This is a genomic window from Actinoallomurus sp. CA-142502, from assembly GCF_050936355.1.
In the GTDB taxonomy this organism is placed as follows: Bacteria; Actinomycetota; Actinomycetes; order Streptosporangiales; family Streptosporangiaceae; genus Actinoallomurus; species Actinoallomurus iriomotensis.
Window position 1 is genome coordinate 3,290,847 of sequence record NZ_JBNJMY010000001.1, and the last position, 16,821, is coordinate 3,307,667.

General features: G+C 71.7%; 10 protein-coding genes. 9 read left to right on the forward strand and 1 reads right to left on the reverse strand.

Translation table 11 applies throughout. The features are described from left to right. The first annotated feature begins 141 nt into the window (after positions 1 to 141). The 5 genes from ACQEV1_RS16010 to ftsY all read left to right on the forward strand — a co-directional run bounded on the left by ACQEV1_RS16010 (position 142) and on the right by ftsY (position 8,268). Positions 142 to 339: a hypothetical protein gene (locus ACQEV1_RS16010; protein WP_285569113.1), complete on the forward strand. Its 198-nt coding sequence runs from the start codon at positions 142 to 144 to the stop codon at positions 337 to 339. A gap of 522 nt (positions 340 to 861) precedes the next feature. Next, complete coding sequence (smc, locus tag ACQEV1_RS16015) at positions 862 to 4,518, forward strand: chromosome segregation protein SMC (RefSeq protein ID WP_285617765.1); 3,657 nt, start codon at positions 862 to 864, stop codon at positions 4,516 to 4,518. Between the two features lie 520 nt (positions 4,519 to 5,038). Further along, positions 5,039 to 5,791, forward strand: coding sequence for a pyridoxamine 5'-phosphate oxidase family protein (locus tag ACQEV1_RS16020; protein ID WP_433394582.1), 753 nt, complete (start codon positions 5,039 to 5,041; stop codon positions 5,789 to 5,791). A 59-nt stretch (positions 5,792 to 5,850) separates the two neighbouring features. Next, complete coding sequence (locus ACQEV1_RS16025) at positions 5,851 to 6,933, forward strand: globin domain-containing protein (RefSeq protein WP_433394583.1); 1,083 nt, start codon at positions 5,851 to 5,853, stop codon at positions 6,931 to 6,933. 180 nt (positions 6,934 to 7,113) lie between these two features. After that, positions 7,114 to 8,268, forward strand: coding sequence for a signal recognition particle-docking protein FtsY (ftsY, locus tag ACQEV1_RS16030; protein WP_285617760.1), 1,155 nt, complete (start codon positions 7,114 to 7,116; stop codon positions 8,266 to 8,268). 319 nt (positions 8,269 to 8,587) lie between these two features. Here ftsY and ACQEV1_RS16035 read toward each other — a convergent pair whose 3' ends face one another. Continuing rightward, positions 8,588 to 10,969, reverse strand: coding sequence for an ATP-binding protein (locus tag ACQEV1_RS16035; protein ID WP_433394584.1), 2,382 nt, complete (start codon positions 10,967 to 10,969; stop codon positions 8,588 to 8,590). A 263-nt stretch (positions 10,970 to 11,232) separates the two neighbouring features. On the opposite strand from ACQEV1_RS16035, the gene ACQEV1_RS16040 reads away from it, so the two are divergent. The 4 genes from ACQEV1_RS16040 (at position 11,233) to ACQEV1_RS16055 (ending at position 16,790) form a co-directional block, all read left to right on the forward strand. Then, on the forward strand, positions 11,233 to 12,633 hold the full coding sequence (locus ACQEV1_RS16040) for an ammonium transporter (RefSeq protein WP_285617756.1): 1,401 nt from the start codon (positions 11,233 to 11,235) through the stop codon (positions 12,631 to 12,633). After that, on the forward strand, positions 12,630 to 12,968 hold the full coding sequence (locus ACQEV1_RS16045) for a P-II family nitrogen regulator (protein ID WP_285569096.1): 339 nt from the start codon (positions 12,630 to 12,632) through the stop codon (positions 12,966 to 12,968). The genes ACQEV1_RS16040 and ACQEV1_RS16045 overlap by 4 nt, the downstream gene beginning before the upstream one ends. 2 nt (positions 12,969 to 12,970) lie before the next feature. Then, entirely contained in the window at positions 12,971 to 15,274 is a 2,304-nt protein-coding gene (locus ACQEV1_RS16050; protein WP_285617755.1) for a [protein-PII] uridylyltransferase, read from the forward strand. Between the two features lie 127 nt (positions 15,275 to 15,401). Then, positions 15,402 to 16,790 (forward strand): hypothetical protein, encoded by a 1,389-nt coding sequence (locus ACQEV1_RS16055; RefSeq protein WP_433394585.1) that lies wholly within the window; start codon positions 15,402 to 15,404, stop codon positions 16,788 to 16,790. The last annotated feature ends 31 nt before the right edge of the window (positions 16,791 to 16,821 follow it).

Here is a 16,821-nt window from a genome sequence, read left to right on the forward strand (position 1 = left end):
TATAGACAGGTTGTTACGCGTCTGTGACATCCGTCTTGACCGGCTCTCGCGCCGGTGCGACCCTAGTTGTTACGCGCATCTATTCGGCTCTCATGTGCGCGATCATTCCTGCTGGTCACTCAGCGTGGAGGACCCTTAATCATGGCGAAGGCTCTACTCGGCCACGTCGGCGGTCCGGACCCCCGCATGGTTGCGGAGATGCGGCGCCTTCAGCAACGTGTCCGTGACCTGGAGGCCGAACTCGTACGGCTCCAGACCGAGAACGACGCGCTCGCGGCGGTCGCTGACAACGAAGTCATGGCGCTGAGCGCCAACGACCGCGAACCGGCGCTGACCTAGGGGGTCAGGCCGCTCCGTAAAAGGGACGTCGATCGTGACGTCCCTTTTTGTTGCCCGGAAATTGTCGGCGGCCGCGCTCGCCCCAAGCTTCTTCCTCGTCTCGTACGGGGAGGCAATCAGTTCGGAAATGTATGCCCGATCACGATCTCCCCAGGTCAGGACCCTGTTCGACGGTCGGGTGAATTCGACCTGACGCCGTACGGCAAGGGAAATGTGGCGCCGGGATAAGGCGTCCGGGCAAAGATCGCACCATTTCGGCCCGATCCACGGCACGCGACGAAGATGTCCGGCGCGGCCCCCAAGGGGCCGTACCGCGACAGCCCCCGAGAACCCGGGGCCCGTGGCGGCGCGGCGGTTTCCCGCAGAGCCCCGCGAACCACGAGGGTTCATGGCACATTTGGGGATGTCAGATGCCGGTGAGACGGCTTCCGGCCGGTATGGTGCGCAGAAGCCGGGCCCGGTGAACCCCTCGCAGAACTCCCGGGCCGTGCCGAGTCGGTCGGGGAAAGGATCGGTGGACGTTTGTACTTGAAGAGCCTCACGCTGCGCGGCTTCAAGTCCTTCGCGTCCTCGACCACGCTGCGTCTCGAACCGGGCATCACCGCCGTCGTCGGGCCCAACGGCTCGGGGAAGTCGAACGTCGTCGACGCGCTCGCCTGGGTGATGGGCGAGCAGGGCGCCAAGTCGCTGCGCGGCGGCAAGATGGAGGACGTGATCTTCGCGGGCACCTCGTCGCGCCCGCCGCTCGGCCGTGCCGAGGTCCTCCTCACGATCGACAACACCGACGGTGCCCTGCCGATCGACTACACCGAGGTCACGATCAGCCGGCTGATGTTCCGGTCGGGGCAGAGCGAGTACTCCATCAACGGCGACACCTGCCGCCTGCTCGACGTCCAGGAACTGCTGTCGGACTCCGGCATCGGCCGCGAGATGCACGTGATCATCGGTCAGGGCCAGCTCGACCGTGTGCTGCACTCCGGGCCGGAGGGCCGCCGCTCCATGGTCGAGGAGGCGGCCGGCGTCCTCAAGCACCGCAAGCGCAAGGAGAAGGCCCTCCGCAAGCTCGACGCGATGCAGGCCAACCTCACGCGCGTCCAGGACCTCACCACCGAGTTGCGGCGCCAGCTGAAACCCCTGGGACGCCAGGCCGAGATCGCGCGCCGGGCCGCCGTCATCCAGTCCGACCTGCGCGACGCGCGCGTACGCCTGCTGGCCGACGACCTGGTGACGCTCAGCACGCGGCTCAAGCAGGAGGCCGTCGACGAGGCCGCCGTACGCGAGCGGCACATCGCCGTCGAGGAGGCCCTCGCCGCCTCCCAGCAGCGCGAGGCGGAGCTGGAGGCCGAGGCGGCCGCGCAGGCGCCCGTGCTGACCCGTGCCCAGGAGACCTGGTACTCCCTGTCGTCGCTGCGCGAGCGGCTGCGCGGCGTCGGGGAGGTCGCCGCCGAGCGTCACCGCCACGCCACCGAGGCGCAGGAGGAGGACCGCCGGGGCCGCGACCCGGAGGACATGGAGCGCGAGGCCGCGGAGATCGCCGAGCAGGAAGAGGTCCTCGCCGAGCGGCTGGAGGCGGTCGAGGAGGTGCTCGCCGAGGCCGTACGGGAGCGGTCGGAGGCCGAGTCCGCGCTGGAGATGGAGGAGCGCCGCCTGCAGGCCGCCGCGCGGGCCGCCGCCGACCGGCGGGAGGGCCTGGCCCGGCTGCGCGGGCAGGTCGGCGCGCTCGAAAGCAAGACGCAGGCCACCGAGGCGGAGATCGGCCGGCTGACGGAGGCACGGGCCGCCGCGGAGGAGCGCGCGCGGATCGCCGAAGAGGAGTACTCCTCCCAGAACACCCAGGCGGCCGAGGACCCCGAGCTGGCGGCCGAGCACGAGCGCGCCCAAGAGGTCCTCGAACAGGCCAAGGAGTCCGCCGAACAGGCCCGCGAGGCCGTCGAGGAGCCTCGTCGCGCCGTACGCGAGGCGCACGAGCGCGTCGGCGCGGCGCGGGGCGCCGACCAGGCCGCGCAGAAGGAGGCCACCGCGCTGCAGGCGCGGGTCGAGGCGCTCGACCTGACCCTCGGCAGCGCGGCCGACGGGGGAGAGGCGCTGCTCGCCGCCGGTATCGACGGCGTCCTGGGCACACTCGCCTCCCTCCTGTCCGTCGAGCCCGGCGCCGAGGTCGCGATCGCCGCCGCCCTGGGCGCCGCGACCGAGGCCGTCGCGGTCGACTCGCTCGACACCGCCGAGTCCGCGCTGACCCGGCTGCGCGCCGACGACGCCGGCCAGGCCGGCCTCGTGGTCGGCGACGGCCCCGCCGCCGAGCCGGCGGGCGGCCCGCTGCCCGACGGCGCCCGGCGTGCCACCGACCTGATCACCGCCGCCGATTCCGTACGCTCCGCCGTGCACCACCTCCTCGCCGACGTCGTGGTCGTCGAGGACCTGGCCGCCGCCACCGCGCTCGTACGCCGGGCGCCGGAGCTGCGGGCGGTCACGCGTGACGGCGACCTGCTCGGCGCGCACTGGGCGCTGGGCGGGGGAGGCGGCCGGCAGAGCGCGCTGCAGATGCGCGCCGCCCGCGACGAGGCCGCCGAGCGGCTCGCGGCGGCCCGCGAGAAGGCCGAGGGGACCGCCGAGGCGCTCGACGAGGCCGTGGAGGCCGAACAGCGGGCCCAGGCGGTGCTGGAGGCGGCCCAGGCCGCCGTCGGTGAGGCGCAGACGGGCGTCAACCGCGCCCAGGCGGCCCTCGACCGCGTACGCGCCCGGCTCCGCGAGGTGGCCGCCGAGGCCGCGCAGGAGGCCAAGCACATCGCCGGGCTCCAGGCGGCGGCCAAGGCCGCCCGGCAGGAGGCCGAGCGTCTCTCCGCGTCCGTACGGGCCGCGGAGGAGGCACGTGAGCGTGACGCCGAAGAACGCGTCCGGCTGCGCGAGCGGCTGGAGGCCGCCGAGTCCGAGCCGGTCGAGGAGGACGACGAGGCGTCGTTCCGCCGCGACGAGCTCGCCGACCGGTGCCAGGAGCTGCGTTCCGCGGAGATGGAGGCGCGGCTCAACGTCCGTACCGCCGAGGAGCGGGTCACCGCCATCACCGGCCGCGCCGACGCGCTGTTGCGGGCGGCCGCGGAGGAGCGGGCCGAGCGGGCCCGCGCCGCCGACCGCCGCGAGCGCCGCGTCCGTGACGCCCGCGTCGCGCAGGCCGTCGTCGTCGGCGCGCACCGGGCCCTGGGCCGCATCGAGGTGTCGATCGCCGCGGCCGTCGCCGAGCGCGAGGCCGCCGAGCAGGCGCGCGCCGCCCGCGAGGAGGAGCTGAAGGCCGTCCGTACGCGCGTGCGCGAGCTGACCGGCGAGCACGAACGGCTCGTCAACGTCGCCCACGGCAGCGAGGTCGCCCGCGCCGAACGCCGGCTCCGCCTGGAGCAGATGGAGGAGCGGGCGATGGAGGAGTTCGGGCTGGAGGTGGACGTACTGATCGCCGAGTACGGCCCCGACCAGCTCATCCCGCCGGCGCCCGACGCCCCCGAGGACGCCGAGCCCCAGCCGTACGACCGTGCCACGCAGGAGAAGCGCGCCAAGCAGGCCGAACGCCAGCTCACCCAGCTCGGCAAGGTCAACCCGCTGGCACTGGAGGAGTTCGCCGCCCTGGAGGAGCGGCACGCCTTCCTGACCTCCCAGCTGGAGGATCTGAAGAAGACCCGGCGCGACCTGCTCACGGTCGTCAAGGAGGTCGACGAACGGGTCGAGCAGGTCTTCACGTCCGCGTACGAGGACACCGCGCGGGAGTTCGAGGGGATCTTCTCGCGGCTGTTCCCCGGCGGTGACGGGCGTCTGTCGCTGACCGAGCCGGAGGACATGCTGACCACCGGAATCGAGGTGGAGGCACGGCCGCCGGGCAAGAAGGTCAAACGGCTGTCGCTGCTGTCCGGCGGCGAGCGTTCCCTGGTCGCGATCGCGTTCCTCGTCGCGATCTTCAAGGCGCGGCCGTCGCCGTTCTACGTCCTCGACGAGGTCGAGGCGGCACTCGACGACACGAACACCCAGCGCCTGCTGGGCATCTTCGAAGAACTGCGCGAGTCGTCGCAGCTGATCGTCATCACCCACCAGAAACGCACGATGGAGGGCGCGGACGCGCTCTACGGCGTGAGCATGCGAGGCGACGGCGTCACCCAGGTGATCAGCCAGCGCCTGCGCGAACCCGAGCCGGCCTGAACCGGCGCTCGCCGACGAGATTCGGCCGGGTCGCTACTGACCAGGAATTCGAACGCCGGCGGAGGCGCGGAACCGGTCCGGGTGCTTGCGGAGAGTAGCGAAAGGTGGAATCACGGAGCCGGGGAGCCTGTCCGCGGAGCAGAGCGCCAGGGCTGGTAAGCAGGCTCTTAGGGGGATCGGCCGTCGGTGCTGCCCCTGTTTGCCGTAGCACGCGTGCGATCTCACGGTTACGGACAGTCGTTCCGTGACGGGGAAACCGGGGGAAGGCGGCTGCTTTCCGTGCTCGGACCACTGAGAACTACCGTCCGTCGTTACCGTGCTCCAAAAGGTGATTTTTTCCTCCAAGCGGCCACAATGCCGACAAAATGTTCCGAAACGTGGCAAATGGGGTATCGTCGGGGCCGTTTGTTGCAGGCGTCACACAAGGAACGTCAGTCACGGCACGCCCCAGCCAAGTACCCCTGACCGGGCCGGGGCGCGTCCCGGCCCGGTCAGGGGAGTTCCGACAAGGAGTGCCGTGATGGCCAACCCGGCACACGTCTTCGGTCCAGATCGGCCTGGATCGCGTGGAGAGCATCTGCTCCAGCGGCTACTCGGCAGCGATGCTCGGGCCGCCGCTTTTTATGACAAGCAAGTACTCGACCATCTCAACCCGCGTATGCGGGATTTCATCGCTCGCCAGGAAATGGCATTCATCGCGACCGCCGATGGCCATGGTGAGTGCGACTGCACTTTCCGTGCCGGCCCACCGGGTTTTATCTGTGTCATCGATGACCGAACACTCGCTTATCCCGAATATCACGGCAATGGCGTCATGGCGAGCATGGGCAACATCGTGGAGAACGGCCACGTCGGGATATTGATGGTCGATTTTTTCGAGGACCTGGTCGGTCTGCACGTCAACGGACGTGCTCAGATTCTCGGCGACGCGGAGGCGGCGGGGTGGGACCTGCCCCACGAGCAGACCGCGCCGCGCCGTGTCGAACGTTGGATCGCCGTGAGGGTCGAGGAGGCTTACATCCATTGCGCGAAGAACATCCCGCTGCTGATGAAGGAGGACCGCAGAGCGAAAATCGCCGACCGGTCCGTCCGTCCGGCTGGCTCCGGCTATTTCACCGGGGAGAAAACGAAGAGCGCTCTGGAGCCGTCCTCGGAGAGGTCGACGGCTGGCACGCAGAGTCCCAGCGAACCGATTCCGGATCGGCCGGCGCTTCCGCGGACACCCGTTCCCCAGGGGAGGCCGATTTCGAGTACGCAGGCGCCGCCCCTGTGACAGTGGATGTCGCTGTCCTCCGAGAAAGCTGGGCACTCGTCTCGGACGTCTCCGACAAGGTGGCGTCGGAGTTCTATGGCCTGCTCTTCTCGAGGTACCCCGCGATCCGCGCGCTGTTCCCGGCGATGATGGATGCGCAGCGGGACCGGCTGCTCAACGCTCTCACCTACGTTGTGCTCCACGTCGACGACATGACGACGGTGACCAGGTACCTCCGCGATCTCGCGAGGGATCACCGCAAGTTCGACGTGCGGCCGGAGCATTATCCCGCCATCGGCCGATGCCTGGTCGCGTCGATGCGAGCCAACGCCCGAGATGCGTGGAAGCCGGAGTACGACGAGGCGTGGCTGGCGGCCTACGATCTGATCGCCGGTGTCATGATTCAGGCCGCCGAAGTGGACGCGGCCACATCACCGCCCTACTGGGGCGCGCGGGTCGTCGCCCACGAGCAGAGAACGCACGACATCGCGGTTCTCACGGTCGAGCCCGACCAGCCCTACCCGTACGACCCAGGTCAGTACGCGACAATCCAGACCAGCCGCTGGCCGCGGGTCTGGAGGCCGTACTCGATCGCCAACGCCCCCCGGCGGGACAACCTGCTGACGTTCCACGTGCGCGTCGTGCCGGGTGGTTGGGTGAGCACCACGCTGGTCCACCGGACGTCCGTGGGGGACCAACTGCTCCTCGGCCCGCCGCGCGGGGTGATGACGCTGCCCGCGCCACGGCCGAACAGGCTGCTGTGCGTGGCGGGCGGCACCGGACTCGCCCCTCTCAAGGCGATCATCGAGGAGACACTGCGGACTTCGCGAAACCCTGACATCACCCTGGTGCACGGTGTGCGGCTGCAACAGGAACTCTACGACGGCGCCGACCTGGTACGCCTGGCATCGGGGCCGGGGAGACTCCGTCTCATCACCGCGGTGTCGGCTGATCCTTCCCACCTGCCGTCTCAGACCGCCGCCGATGTGGTCGGGCCCCTCGACGTGCTGGACTTCCCCGCCACATTCGTCTGTGGGCCCGGGGAAATGGTCATGGCCGCACTGAACCGGCTCGCCATGTTGGGGTTGCCGTCCCACCATATTCGCAGCGAACCGGACGTCGGGGAGTTCGTTCACCGGCTACGTGTTCGTGCCCCGCTCTGACCCCGAATCAGCGAGCGGTGGGTTGAGGGTGTCACCAACCGCCGATGATTCTGGTCTGCTGGTTCGGAACATCATCGCCGCCCGGCCGTCGAGCGGGAGCATTGCGGGCACGACGCGCTGCCCGCCCCGCCGCCCCGATTGCGGTGACCGACTCCAGCCTCTGCGACACTGGGACACGCTATGGAATACCTGATCCTCGCCATCGCGATCGTCGTGGTCGCCGTCGTCGCGGGCGGCCTGTTCCTGCTGCGTGGGCGCGGCCGTACGGCTCCGCCACCGCAGGCTCCGCCGGCCCCGCCGGAGAGCGGCGTCTCGCCGGGCGGCACCGCCGTCCTGGAAGAGGACACCGCGACCGTCGAGGCGCCTCCGGTGGAGGTCCCGGCACCGCCGGCGCCGGAGATCGAGCTTCCGCCGCCGTCCGCGGGCCGTCTCGTACGCCTGCGCGCGCGGCTGTCCCGGTCGCAGAACGCCCTGGGACGCAGCCTGCTGGTGCTGCTGTCCCGCGACGCGCTCGACGACGAGGCGTGGGAGGAGATCGAGGACACCCTCGTGACCGCGGACGTCGGCGTGGCGCCCTCCCGGCAGATCGTCGAGGACCTGCGCACCAAGGTCAAGGTGCTGGGCTCCCGCGACCCCGCCGAGGTGCGCGCGCTGCTCAAGGAAGAGCTGCTGGGCCAGATCGGCAAGGACTGGGAACGCTCCCTGCGCACCGAGCCGCACGGCGCCCAGCCGGCCGTCGTCCTCGTCGTGGGCGTCAACGGCACCGGCAAGACGACCACGTGCGGCAAGCTCGCGCGGGTCATCGTGGGCGACGGCCGTACGGTGCTGCTCGGCGCCGCCGACACGTTCCGCGCCGCCGCGGCCGACCAGCTCCAGACGTGGGGGTCACGGGTCGGCGCGGAGGTCGTACGCCGGGACGAGGGCACCGACCCGGCGAGCGTCGCCTTCGAGGCGGTCAAGCAGGGCATCGCGGCCGGCGTCGACACGGTGATCGTCGACACGGCCGGCCGCCTGCACACCAAGACCGGGCTGATGGACGAGCTCGGCAAGGTCAAGCGGGTGATCGAGAAGCAGGCGCAGGTCGACGAGGTGATCCTGGTCCTCGACGCGACCACGGGCCAGAACGGTCTCCAGCAGGCCCGCGTCTTCGCCGAGGTCGTCGACGTGACCGGCATCGCGCTGACCAAGCTCGACGGCACAGCGAAGGGCGGCATCGTCATCGCGGTCCAGCGCGAGCTGGGCGTGCCGGTCAAGCTCGTCGGCCTGGGTGAGGGCCCCGACGACCTGGCCCCGTTCGAGCCGGAGGCCTTCGTCGAGGCGATCCTCGGCGACTGAGCGACGCTCCGCCCCGGCGGGGCACGGCGGGTACCCCGATCGGCGCCGCTCTACCCACCGGCTCGGTGGAATAGGTACCTATACGGGTATTTCTCCCCGTTCGCCCGGCCTGCTCCGGTGGCATGGTCGTCAATGAAGGCCGTACGCCCGCCGGCCGGGCGCCGGTCTCTCGCCGGGACACCCTTCGTCCCGTCCAACTCCCCTGGGAAACGGTGGTGCCATCCCCCAGCGCCACACGCCGGTGTCGTGCCCCCCGCGACGCCGCCCCGGCGATGCGGGCCCTGGACCCGCATCGCAGGTACACCGGGGCCGGCACCCGTCATCGCAGGTGCCGGTCCCGGTGCTCCACCTCGGTGCCGTTCCGGCCGTCGTGCTCACTGATCCACACCGCGATCTGCGAGCGCGACCCGAAGCCGAGCCGGTGCATGATCTGCTCCACGTGGCCCTCGGCGGTGCGCTGGGAGATCACCAGCTCGGCGGCGATGTCGCGGTTGGTCAGCCCGCGGCCGATGAGCCGGGCCACCTCGGTCTGACGCCGGGTCAGGGGCGTCGAGCACGCGCCGGCCGGCGGTCCCGCCGCCTCCGCGACGTCGTCCCCGGCGCTCTCCTCCAGCGCGTAGGCGAGGGCCTGGTCCACGTCGAGCCGGGCGCTCCCGCGTACCTTCGCCTCGAAGTCCGTCTCGCCGAGCGCGCGCCGGATCTCCGCCACGCACTCCTCCTGGTAGGGGCGCAGATGCCGGTATCCGGCCACCTGGGCGCCGATCGCCTGCCGTGACCGCGGCTCCCGCGAGAACCTCTCGAAGATCCCCAGCAGCCGCGCCGCCCGCTCGTACCGGCCGTCCGCCGCCGTGATCCACGCGAGGACCGCCATGTTGAGGCCGATGCCACGGGAGTTTCCGAGCTCACGGTGGAAGGTGAGGCTCTCCTTCACCAGCGTGCCGGCCCGGCCCGTGTCGCCCCGGCGCCAGAACGCCACGCCGAGCATGGTCAGCAGGTGGGCGCGGTACAGGCTCTTGGCGTGGGCCTCGCACAGCGCGATGCCCTCCTGCGCGGTGCGGACGGCGGCGTCCAGGTCGCCGGTGAGGGTGAGCGCCCCGGCGAGCCACAGAGACGCGCGGATGCGGCCCATGATGTCGCCGGTCGCCCGGTGCCGCGCGTCGGCCGCGCGGCAGAGTGTGATCGCGGTCTCCGCGTCGCCCCGGTCCAGCGCCAGCAGCCCCTGCTGGAGGGCGACGTCGGCGAGGATCACGCCGTGCCCCAGGCGCTCGCCGATCTCCCGCGCCTCGTCGAACAACCGGGTCGCCTCGTCGGGCCGGCCGTCGACGACCGCCAGCCAGCCGTCCACCGCCAGGGCCCGTCCCCTCGCCTCGTCCGCCGCGTGGTGCAGGGCCAGCCCCTGCGCGAGCCGCTGCCGGCCCTCCCCGAGGTAGCCGCTGAGCCAGTGGTTGCGCAGGTCGGCGGCCATGCGCAGGCCGTACCCGGCGTCGCCGGCCGTGCCGAAGCAGTAGTCCATGGCCGAGCGCAGGTTGGCGGTCTCCAGCTTCACCCGGCTGAGCAGTTTCAGCTGGCACGACTCCGACGCGAGCGTGTCGGCGCACATCCGGGCGAAGTGGTCGCGGTGCCGCCGCTGCACGGCGTCGGTGCCGCCCCACTCGGCGAGCCGCTCCCGGCCGTACTCTCGCAGCGACTCCATCAGCCGGTAGCGGACCCCGAACGGCGTCTCCTCGGTGATCAGCACGGACTTGTCCACGAGCACGGCCACGAGGTCCAGCACCTCCTCGCGGGCGATCCCGTCGCCGGCGCAGACCTCCTCGGCCGCCTCCAGGTCGAAACCGCCGACGAACACCGAGGCCCGCGCCCACAACAGGCGTTCCTCCGGCGTGCAGAGCGTGTGGCTCCAGTCGATCAGAGCCCACAGCGTCCGATGCCGTTCGACCGCCGTACAGGAACGGCGTTCGAGCAGACGGAACCGGTCGTCGAGGCGGCCGAGCAGCTGCTGGACCGACAGGGCCCGCAACCGTACGGCCGCCAGCTCGATCGCGAGCGGGACGCCGTCGAGGCGGCGGCAGAGCCGCTCGACGGCCTGGCGGTTGTCCTCGGTCAGCGCGAAGCCGGGGCGTACGGCCCGCGCCCGGTCGACGAACAGCCGGACCGCGTCGTATCGCGTCGAGGCCTCGACCGATCCCGGATCCGCGCCGGGCAGCGGCAGCGCCTGCACGTCCAGGGTCTGCTCGCCCGGGATCCCCAGAAGCTGCCGGCTGGTGGCGAGGACGCGCACGGAGGACGAGGCGCGCAGCAGGGCGTCGGCGAGTACGGCGCATTCCGGCAGGAGGTGCTCGCAGTTGTCCAGCACGATCAGCGCGGTCATGTCCCGCAGGTGCTCGGTCAGCGCCTCCAGCGGGGGACGCCCGGAGTGGTCCTCGATGCCGAGCGCCGCTGAGACGGCCTGCGCGAGGAGCTCGGGGTTCTCCAGTTCGGCCAGCTCGACCGGCCACACGCCGTCGGGGAACGCGCGGCACAGCTCCGCGGCGACCCGGTACGCCAGCCGGGTCTTGCCCACCCCGCCCACACCCGTGAGCGTCACCAGCCGGGAGCCGGGCAGCAGACGCTTGACGTCGGCCACCTCACGCCGACGTCCGACGAAGCTCGTCACCTCCGCGGGCAGCCCGCGCGTGCGCCACCGGGCGGAGGGGTGCGACACCGCAGACACCGTTGCCGGTCCCCGTCCTGGTAGGGATGACCTGGGAACTTGTCCTCACACTGTACGTCCGGCGGTGTGCGCGGCCCACGACGCCGGCGCTACCGACCGCGAACGCCTACGAAGCAGGGCGTAACACTTCGAAACACGTCGGAAACATGGACGGGCGGGGTTTCACACCGTCGAAACACTCATGCCCCGTAGGTGAAACGGCTCTGCTCGAAGCTCCAGAGCAGTATCGACCACCTCACCCGAAGGGACGCCGCATGCCGCCGGACGTTCTCAAGATGTTGAATTCAGGCGACACCGCCTGGCTGCTGGCGAGCTCTGCTCTCGTGCTTCTCATGACCCCGGGTCTCGCCTTCTTCTACGGCGGTATGACCCGGTCGAAGAGCGTCCTCAACATGCTGATGATGAACTTCGCCACGATCGGCATCGTCAGCGTGCTGTGGGTGTTCTATGGCTACTCACTGGCATTCGCCAAGGACGTTGGGAACCACGGTTTCATCGGCGGGTTCGGCCGGGTCGGGCTGAAGGACACGCTGATCTCCGCGTCCGGCACGTCGCCCGAACTGGCGTTCGTCTCCTTCCAGCTCATGTTCGCCATCATCACCCCCGCGCTGATCAGCGGTGCCATCGCGGACCGGGTGAAGTTCGGCGGCTGGTGCGCGTTCGTGGCGATCTGGACCACGGTCGTGTACTTCCCGGTGGCGCACTGGGTGTTCTTCTTCGGTGACCTGTCCACCACCAAGGACGGCGGTTTCCTGGCCGACCACATCGGCGCGCTCGACTTCGCCGGCGGCACCGCGGTGCACCTGAACGCCGGTATGGCGGGTCTGGCCCTGGCCCTGGTGGTCGGCAAGCGGGTCGGCTGGCCCAAGGAGCCGATGCGCCCGCACAACGTGCCGTTCGTGCTGCTCGGCGCCGGTCTGCTGTGGTTCGGCTGGTTCGGTTTCAACGCCGGCTCGGCGCTGGCCGCCAACGCCCAGGCGTCCGTGGCGTTCATCAACACCCAGGTGGCGACCGCGGCCGCGGCGCTCGGCTGGATCATCGTGGAGAAGTTCCGCTACGGGAAGTCCACCGCCCTGGGCATGGCCTCCGGCGCGGTCGCCGGCCTCGTCGCGATCACCCCCGCCTGTGCCTCGGTGAACCCGGTCGGCGCGATCATCCTCGGCCTCATCGCCGGCGCGCTCTGCTCCGTGGCGGTCGGCATGAAGACCAAATTCGGCTTCGACGACTCCCTCGACGTCGTCGGCGTGCACGCGGTCGGCGGCGCGGCGGGCGCCCTGCTGATCGGCTTCCTGGCCACCCCGACGGTGACCGGCATCCTCACCCCGGCCAAGGGCGACGGACCGGCGGGCCTGTTCTACGGCGGCGGGTTCGGCCAGCTCGGCAAGCAGGCCATCGGCGTGGTGCTGGTGGCGGTGTACTCCTTCGTCCTCACCTTCGTCATCGGCAAGGTGCTGGACAAGATCATGGGTCTGCGGGTCAGCGAAGAGGACGAGGTGTCCGGCATCGACCTGGCCGTCCACGCGGAGACCGCGTACGAGATCGGCACGTCGCACGGCGGTTCCGGCGGCGGACACGGCATCCTTGCCGCACTGACGGCGGACAACGCCAAGGGCTCGGCGGAGCCGGGCGACAAGAAGGTGGAGGCTGAGGCATGAGACTCGTCACGGCGGTCATCAAGCCCTTCAAGCTCGATGACGTCAAGGCGGCGCTGGAGACCTTCGGGGTCAACGGCCTCACGGTCAGCGAGGCCAGCGGGTACGGCCGCCAGCGCGGTCACACCGAGGTCTACCGGGGCGCGGAGTACAAGGTCGACCTCGTGCCCAAGCTGCGGGTCGAGGTGCTCGTCGACGACGAGGACGCCGAGGACATCGTCGACGTCATCGTGAAGGCCGCGCAGACCGGCAAGATCGGCGACGGCAAGGTGTGGTCGGTGCCGGTCGACACCGTGGTGCGCGTGCGCACCGGTGAGACCGGGCCGGAGGCACTGTAAGGGTGACGGACACGCTCGGGGGGAGGCACGGCCCGGCTGAGGCGACGACTCAGCCGGGCCCGGCCGCGCAGGGCGGCGACGGCGCCCGCGCGCGGCTGCGCGCCGAACGCGCGCGCCGCGCCGGCGAGCTCGACCGCCGGCTGGCCCGGCTGGTCGGCGCCGAACCGGACGTCGCGCTGGTCGCGGTCGGCAGCCACGGACGCGAGGAGCTCACCCCGGGCGGCGACGTCGACCTGGTGCTCCTGCACCGTGACCGCCCCGACGTCGCGGCCCTGGCCGACCGCGTCTGGTATCCGATCTGGGACTCCGGGCTCCGGCTCGACCACTCGGTGCGCACGCCCGCCCAGGCGCGCGCCGTCGCGCGCGAGGACCTCAAGGCCGTGCTCGGCCTGATCTCCGCCCGGCACGTCGCGGGCGACCCGGACCTCACCCGCGAGGTGCGCGAGACGGTGCTCGCCGACTGGCGCTCCGACGCGCGCCGCCGGCTGCCCGAGCTGCGGGAGATGACCCGCGCCCGCTGGCGCGACTCCGGCGAGCTGGCGTTCCTCCTGGAACCGGACCTGAAGGAGTCGCGCGGCGGACTGCGCGACGTGCACGCCATCCAGGCGGTCGCGGCGGCCTGGATCGCCCCGGCGCCGTCCGCACGGGTCAAGGACGCCTACGCGCTGCTCCTGGACGTCCGGCACGCGCTGCACGAGACGACCGGCCGCGCGGCGGACCGCCTCGTCCTGCAGGAGCAGGGCGCGGTGGCCGAGGCGCTCGGCCTGCTCGACGCCGAAGTGCTCCTGCGCACGGTGGTCGAGGCCGCCCGTTCGGTCACGTTCGCGGTGGACCACATGTGGCGGGCGGTGGACCGTTTCTGCTCCCCGTCCGGCCGGCCGGTGCGCCGGCCCCTCGCCGACGGGGTCGTCGAGCACGACTCCGAGGTCGTCCTCGCCCGCGGCGCGGACCCGCGCGACCCCACGCTCGTCCTGCGCGCCGCGGCGGCCGCCGCGCAGGCCGGCCTGCCGCTGGCGATCTCGACGGTCGAGCGGCTGGCACGGGAGACGTCGCCGATGCCGGTGCCGTGGCCGGCGGAGGCACGCGACGCGCTGGTGACACTGCTCGGCGCCGGATCGCCCGCCATCGGCGTCTGGGAGGCGCTCGACCAGGTCGGCCTGATCGAACGCCTGCTGCCCGACTGGGAACGCGTGCGCAACCGCCCGCAGCGCAACCCGGTGCACACGTTCACCGTCGACCGCCACCTCGTGGAGACCGCGACGCGGGCCGCCGCCCACACGCGTGACGTCGCCCGCCCCGACCTGCTGCTGGTCGGCGCGCTCCTGCACGACATCGGCAAGGGCTGGCCCGGCGACCACTCCAAGACCGGTGCGGTGATGGCGCGCGACCTGGGGGAGCGGCTCGGCTTCGCCGACGGTGACGTCCGGGTGCTGGAGGCCGTCGTACGGCACCATCTACTGCTGCCCGAGACCGCGACACGCCGCGACCTGGACGACCCGGTGACGATCGAGACGGTGGCCGAGACGGTCGGCGACTCCGTCGTCCTGGAGACGCTCGCCGCGCTGGCGGTCGCCGACGGCCAGGCCACCGGACCGGCCGCCTGGGGGCCGTGGAAGGCCGGCCTGGTCGCCGAGCTCACCCGCCGCGTCGCCGCCGTCCTGGCCGGCGCGCCGCCGCCGGTGGCGCCCGAGCCGACGCCGGAGCAGCTCGCCCTCGCCCGGCACGGCGGCGGGTCCGTACGCGTCGTCGGGTCGCGGATCACCGTCGTCGCGCCCGACCGGCCCGGACTGCTCTGGCAGGCCGCCGGCGTGCTCGCCCTGCACCGCCTGGCCGTGCGCGGCGCTCGCACGGTGTCCTGGGGCCAGGGCGCGGAGGGGCCGACCGCGCTGCTGGAGTTCATGGCCGTGCCGGAGTACGGCTCCGGGCCGGACCCCGCCGCGCTGGAGGTCGACCTGCGCCGCGTGCTGGCCGGCCGGCTGGACGTCGAGAAACGTCTCGAACGCCGGGCCCGCTCGTACCGCCCGCGCAAGGGCGTGCCGGTGCCGCCGCCTCGCGTGACCATGATCGACGACGCGTCCGCGACCGCGACGGTGGTGGAGGTGCGCGCGCACGACCGGCCGGGCCTGCTGTGGCGCGTCGGGCACGTGCTCGGCTCCTTCGGCCTGCAGGTACGCGCGGCGCGCGTCGAGACGCTCGGCGCCGAGGCCGTCGACGTCTTCTACGTGGTCGACGCCGAGGGACGCCCGGTCACCGACGAGCGCCTGCGCGCCTCGATCCGCGCGGGCGTGCTCGACGCGGTGCGCTGAGTCCCTGACACAGGTGTCCTGGCCCAGACCGGCCAGTGAAGATCACGGGAACCTCCGTCGCGATCATTGACCGCGCCCGTGGGCCGCGATGACGCTTCTTGCGTTTCGCGATACCTGGGAGGCTCCTGTGCGAAGATTTTCGCTGGTCCATGCCGCCGTGCTGGCAGGTGCGGCGTCCGCCGCCGCTCTGACCGCCGTGCCGGCCGCCGCCGCGGAGACGAAGACCGTCGACCGAGGTCACGACCGTACGCTCACGTTCCGGGCCGACCGGGCGGGCGAGGCCCTCGTCGACGTGACGGCCGCCGCGCCCGGGGTCTCCTGGGCGAACCAGGGACACGAGTCGGCGGTGCTGTCGCTCTACGTCGACGGCCGGTACGCCACCGACGACGTGGTGCCGGCCGCGTTCCCGATCACCCGGCAGTTCGCGCTCGGGCACGTGCGGGCGGGCCGGCACCGGCTGACGCTCCGGTTCGCCGCGGACCGGTCGCGCGGCACGCGCGTCCAGGTCTCCCGCACCGCCGTCCGCGTGGTGAGCCGCGGGCAGGCCTACCTCGACCTGGCGCACGCGCCGATCCTGTACGGCCGGAACGGGGCCGACTGGGGCGGGCCGTTCCAGAACTCCTACACCGACACCCCGCTCGTCGCCTGGCACGAGGACGTGCCCGCGGCCGTCCCGGGACACCGGCTGCTGACGTACTCCTACATCTGGAGCAACGAGGACGGCGGCACGTCGACGCCGCAGCTCATGGCACGCTGGGGCCGTACGACCGACATCGAGTGGATCTACCAGGTCGAGGTCGACGCGCAGGGCCGCCGCGTGCCGGGCACCGCCGTGATCCAGGCGCCGAACCACGTGACGCAGCCGTTCGGCGGGACGTACGAGGGCGACCACCCGCTGATGCAGACCTGCACGCTCAACAACAACATCTGCGACACGGTGGACGACCCGATGCGGTTCTTCCTGTCCACGTCCGCGTCGCTGGACGCGGCCACTGAGGCCCGTGAGCAGATCATGGACCGCAACCCGTGGACGTACTGGGTGTCCGACGCGGAGTCGCGTCGCGAGGGCAAGGTGGAGGCGGACCCGCCGACCTCCTCCACGACGTCCATCGCCGACCCGCGCGACTACCTCTACCTGGTCGTCCGCAAGGTGACCGCGAACCCGCCGAACGGAGCCACCGACTGGGTGGGCCTGTCCATCGGAGTACGGCTGAAGGGCGACCCGACGCTGTACCGCTCGGACCACCTGTTCCCGGACCGGTCGATCCAGCGTGACGTGCCGGCGGCCACGACCGTGCAGCTCCCGCCCGGCACGACATCGTCGGACATCGCGGAGATCACCGCGATCCGGGTGCCGACCTCCGCCGCCGACCCGGGCTCGACGATCGAGGTGCGGGCGGTCAACCGGGCGTTCTTCCTCGGCCGTGACGACGAGCCGCAGCAGTCATTCCTGTCCGGCGCGACCCCGGCCACGCTGACCAAGGCCGCGCCGACCGCGGTCCTCTACACCGGCTGAGCCGTTCCGACCAGGCCGGCACGACGGTCCG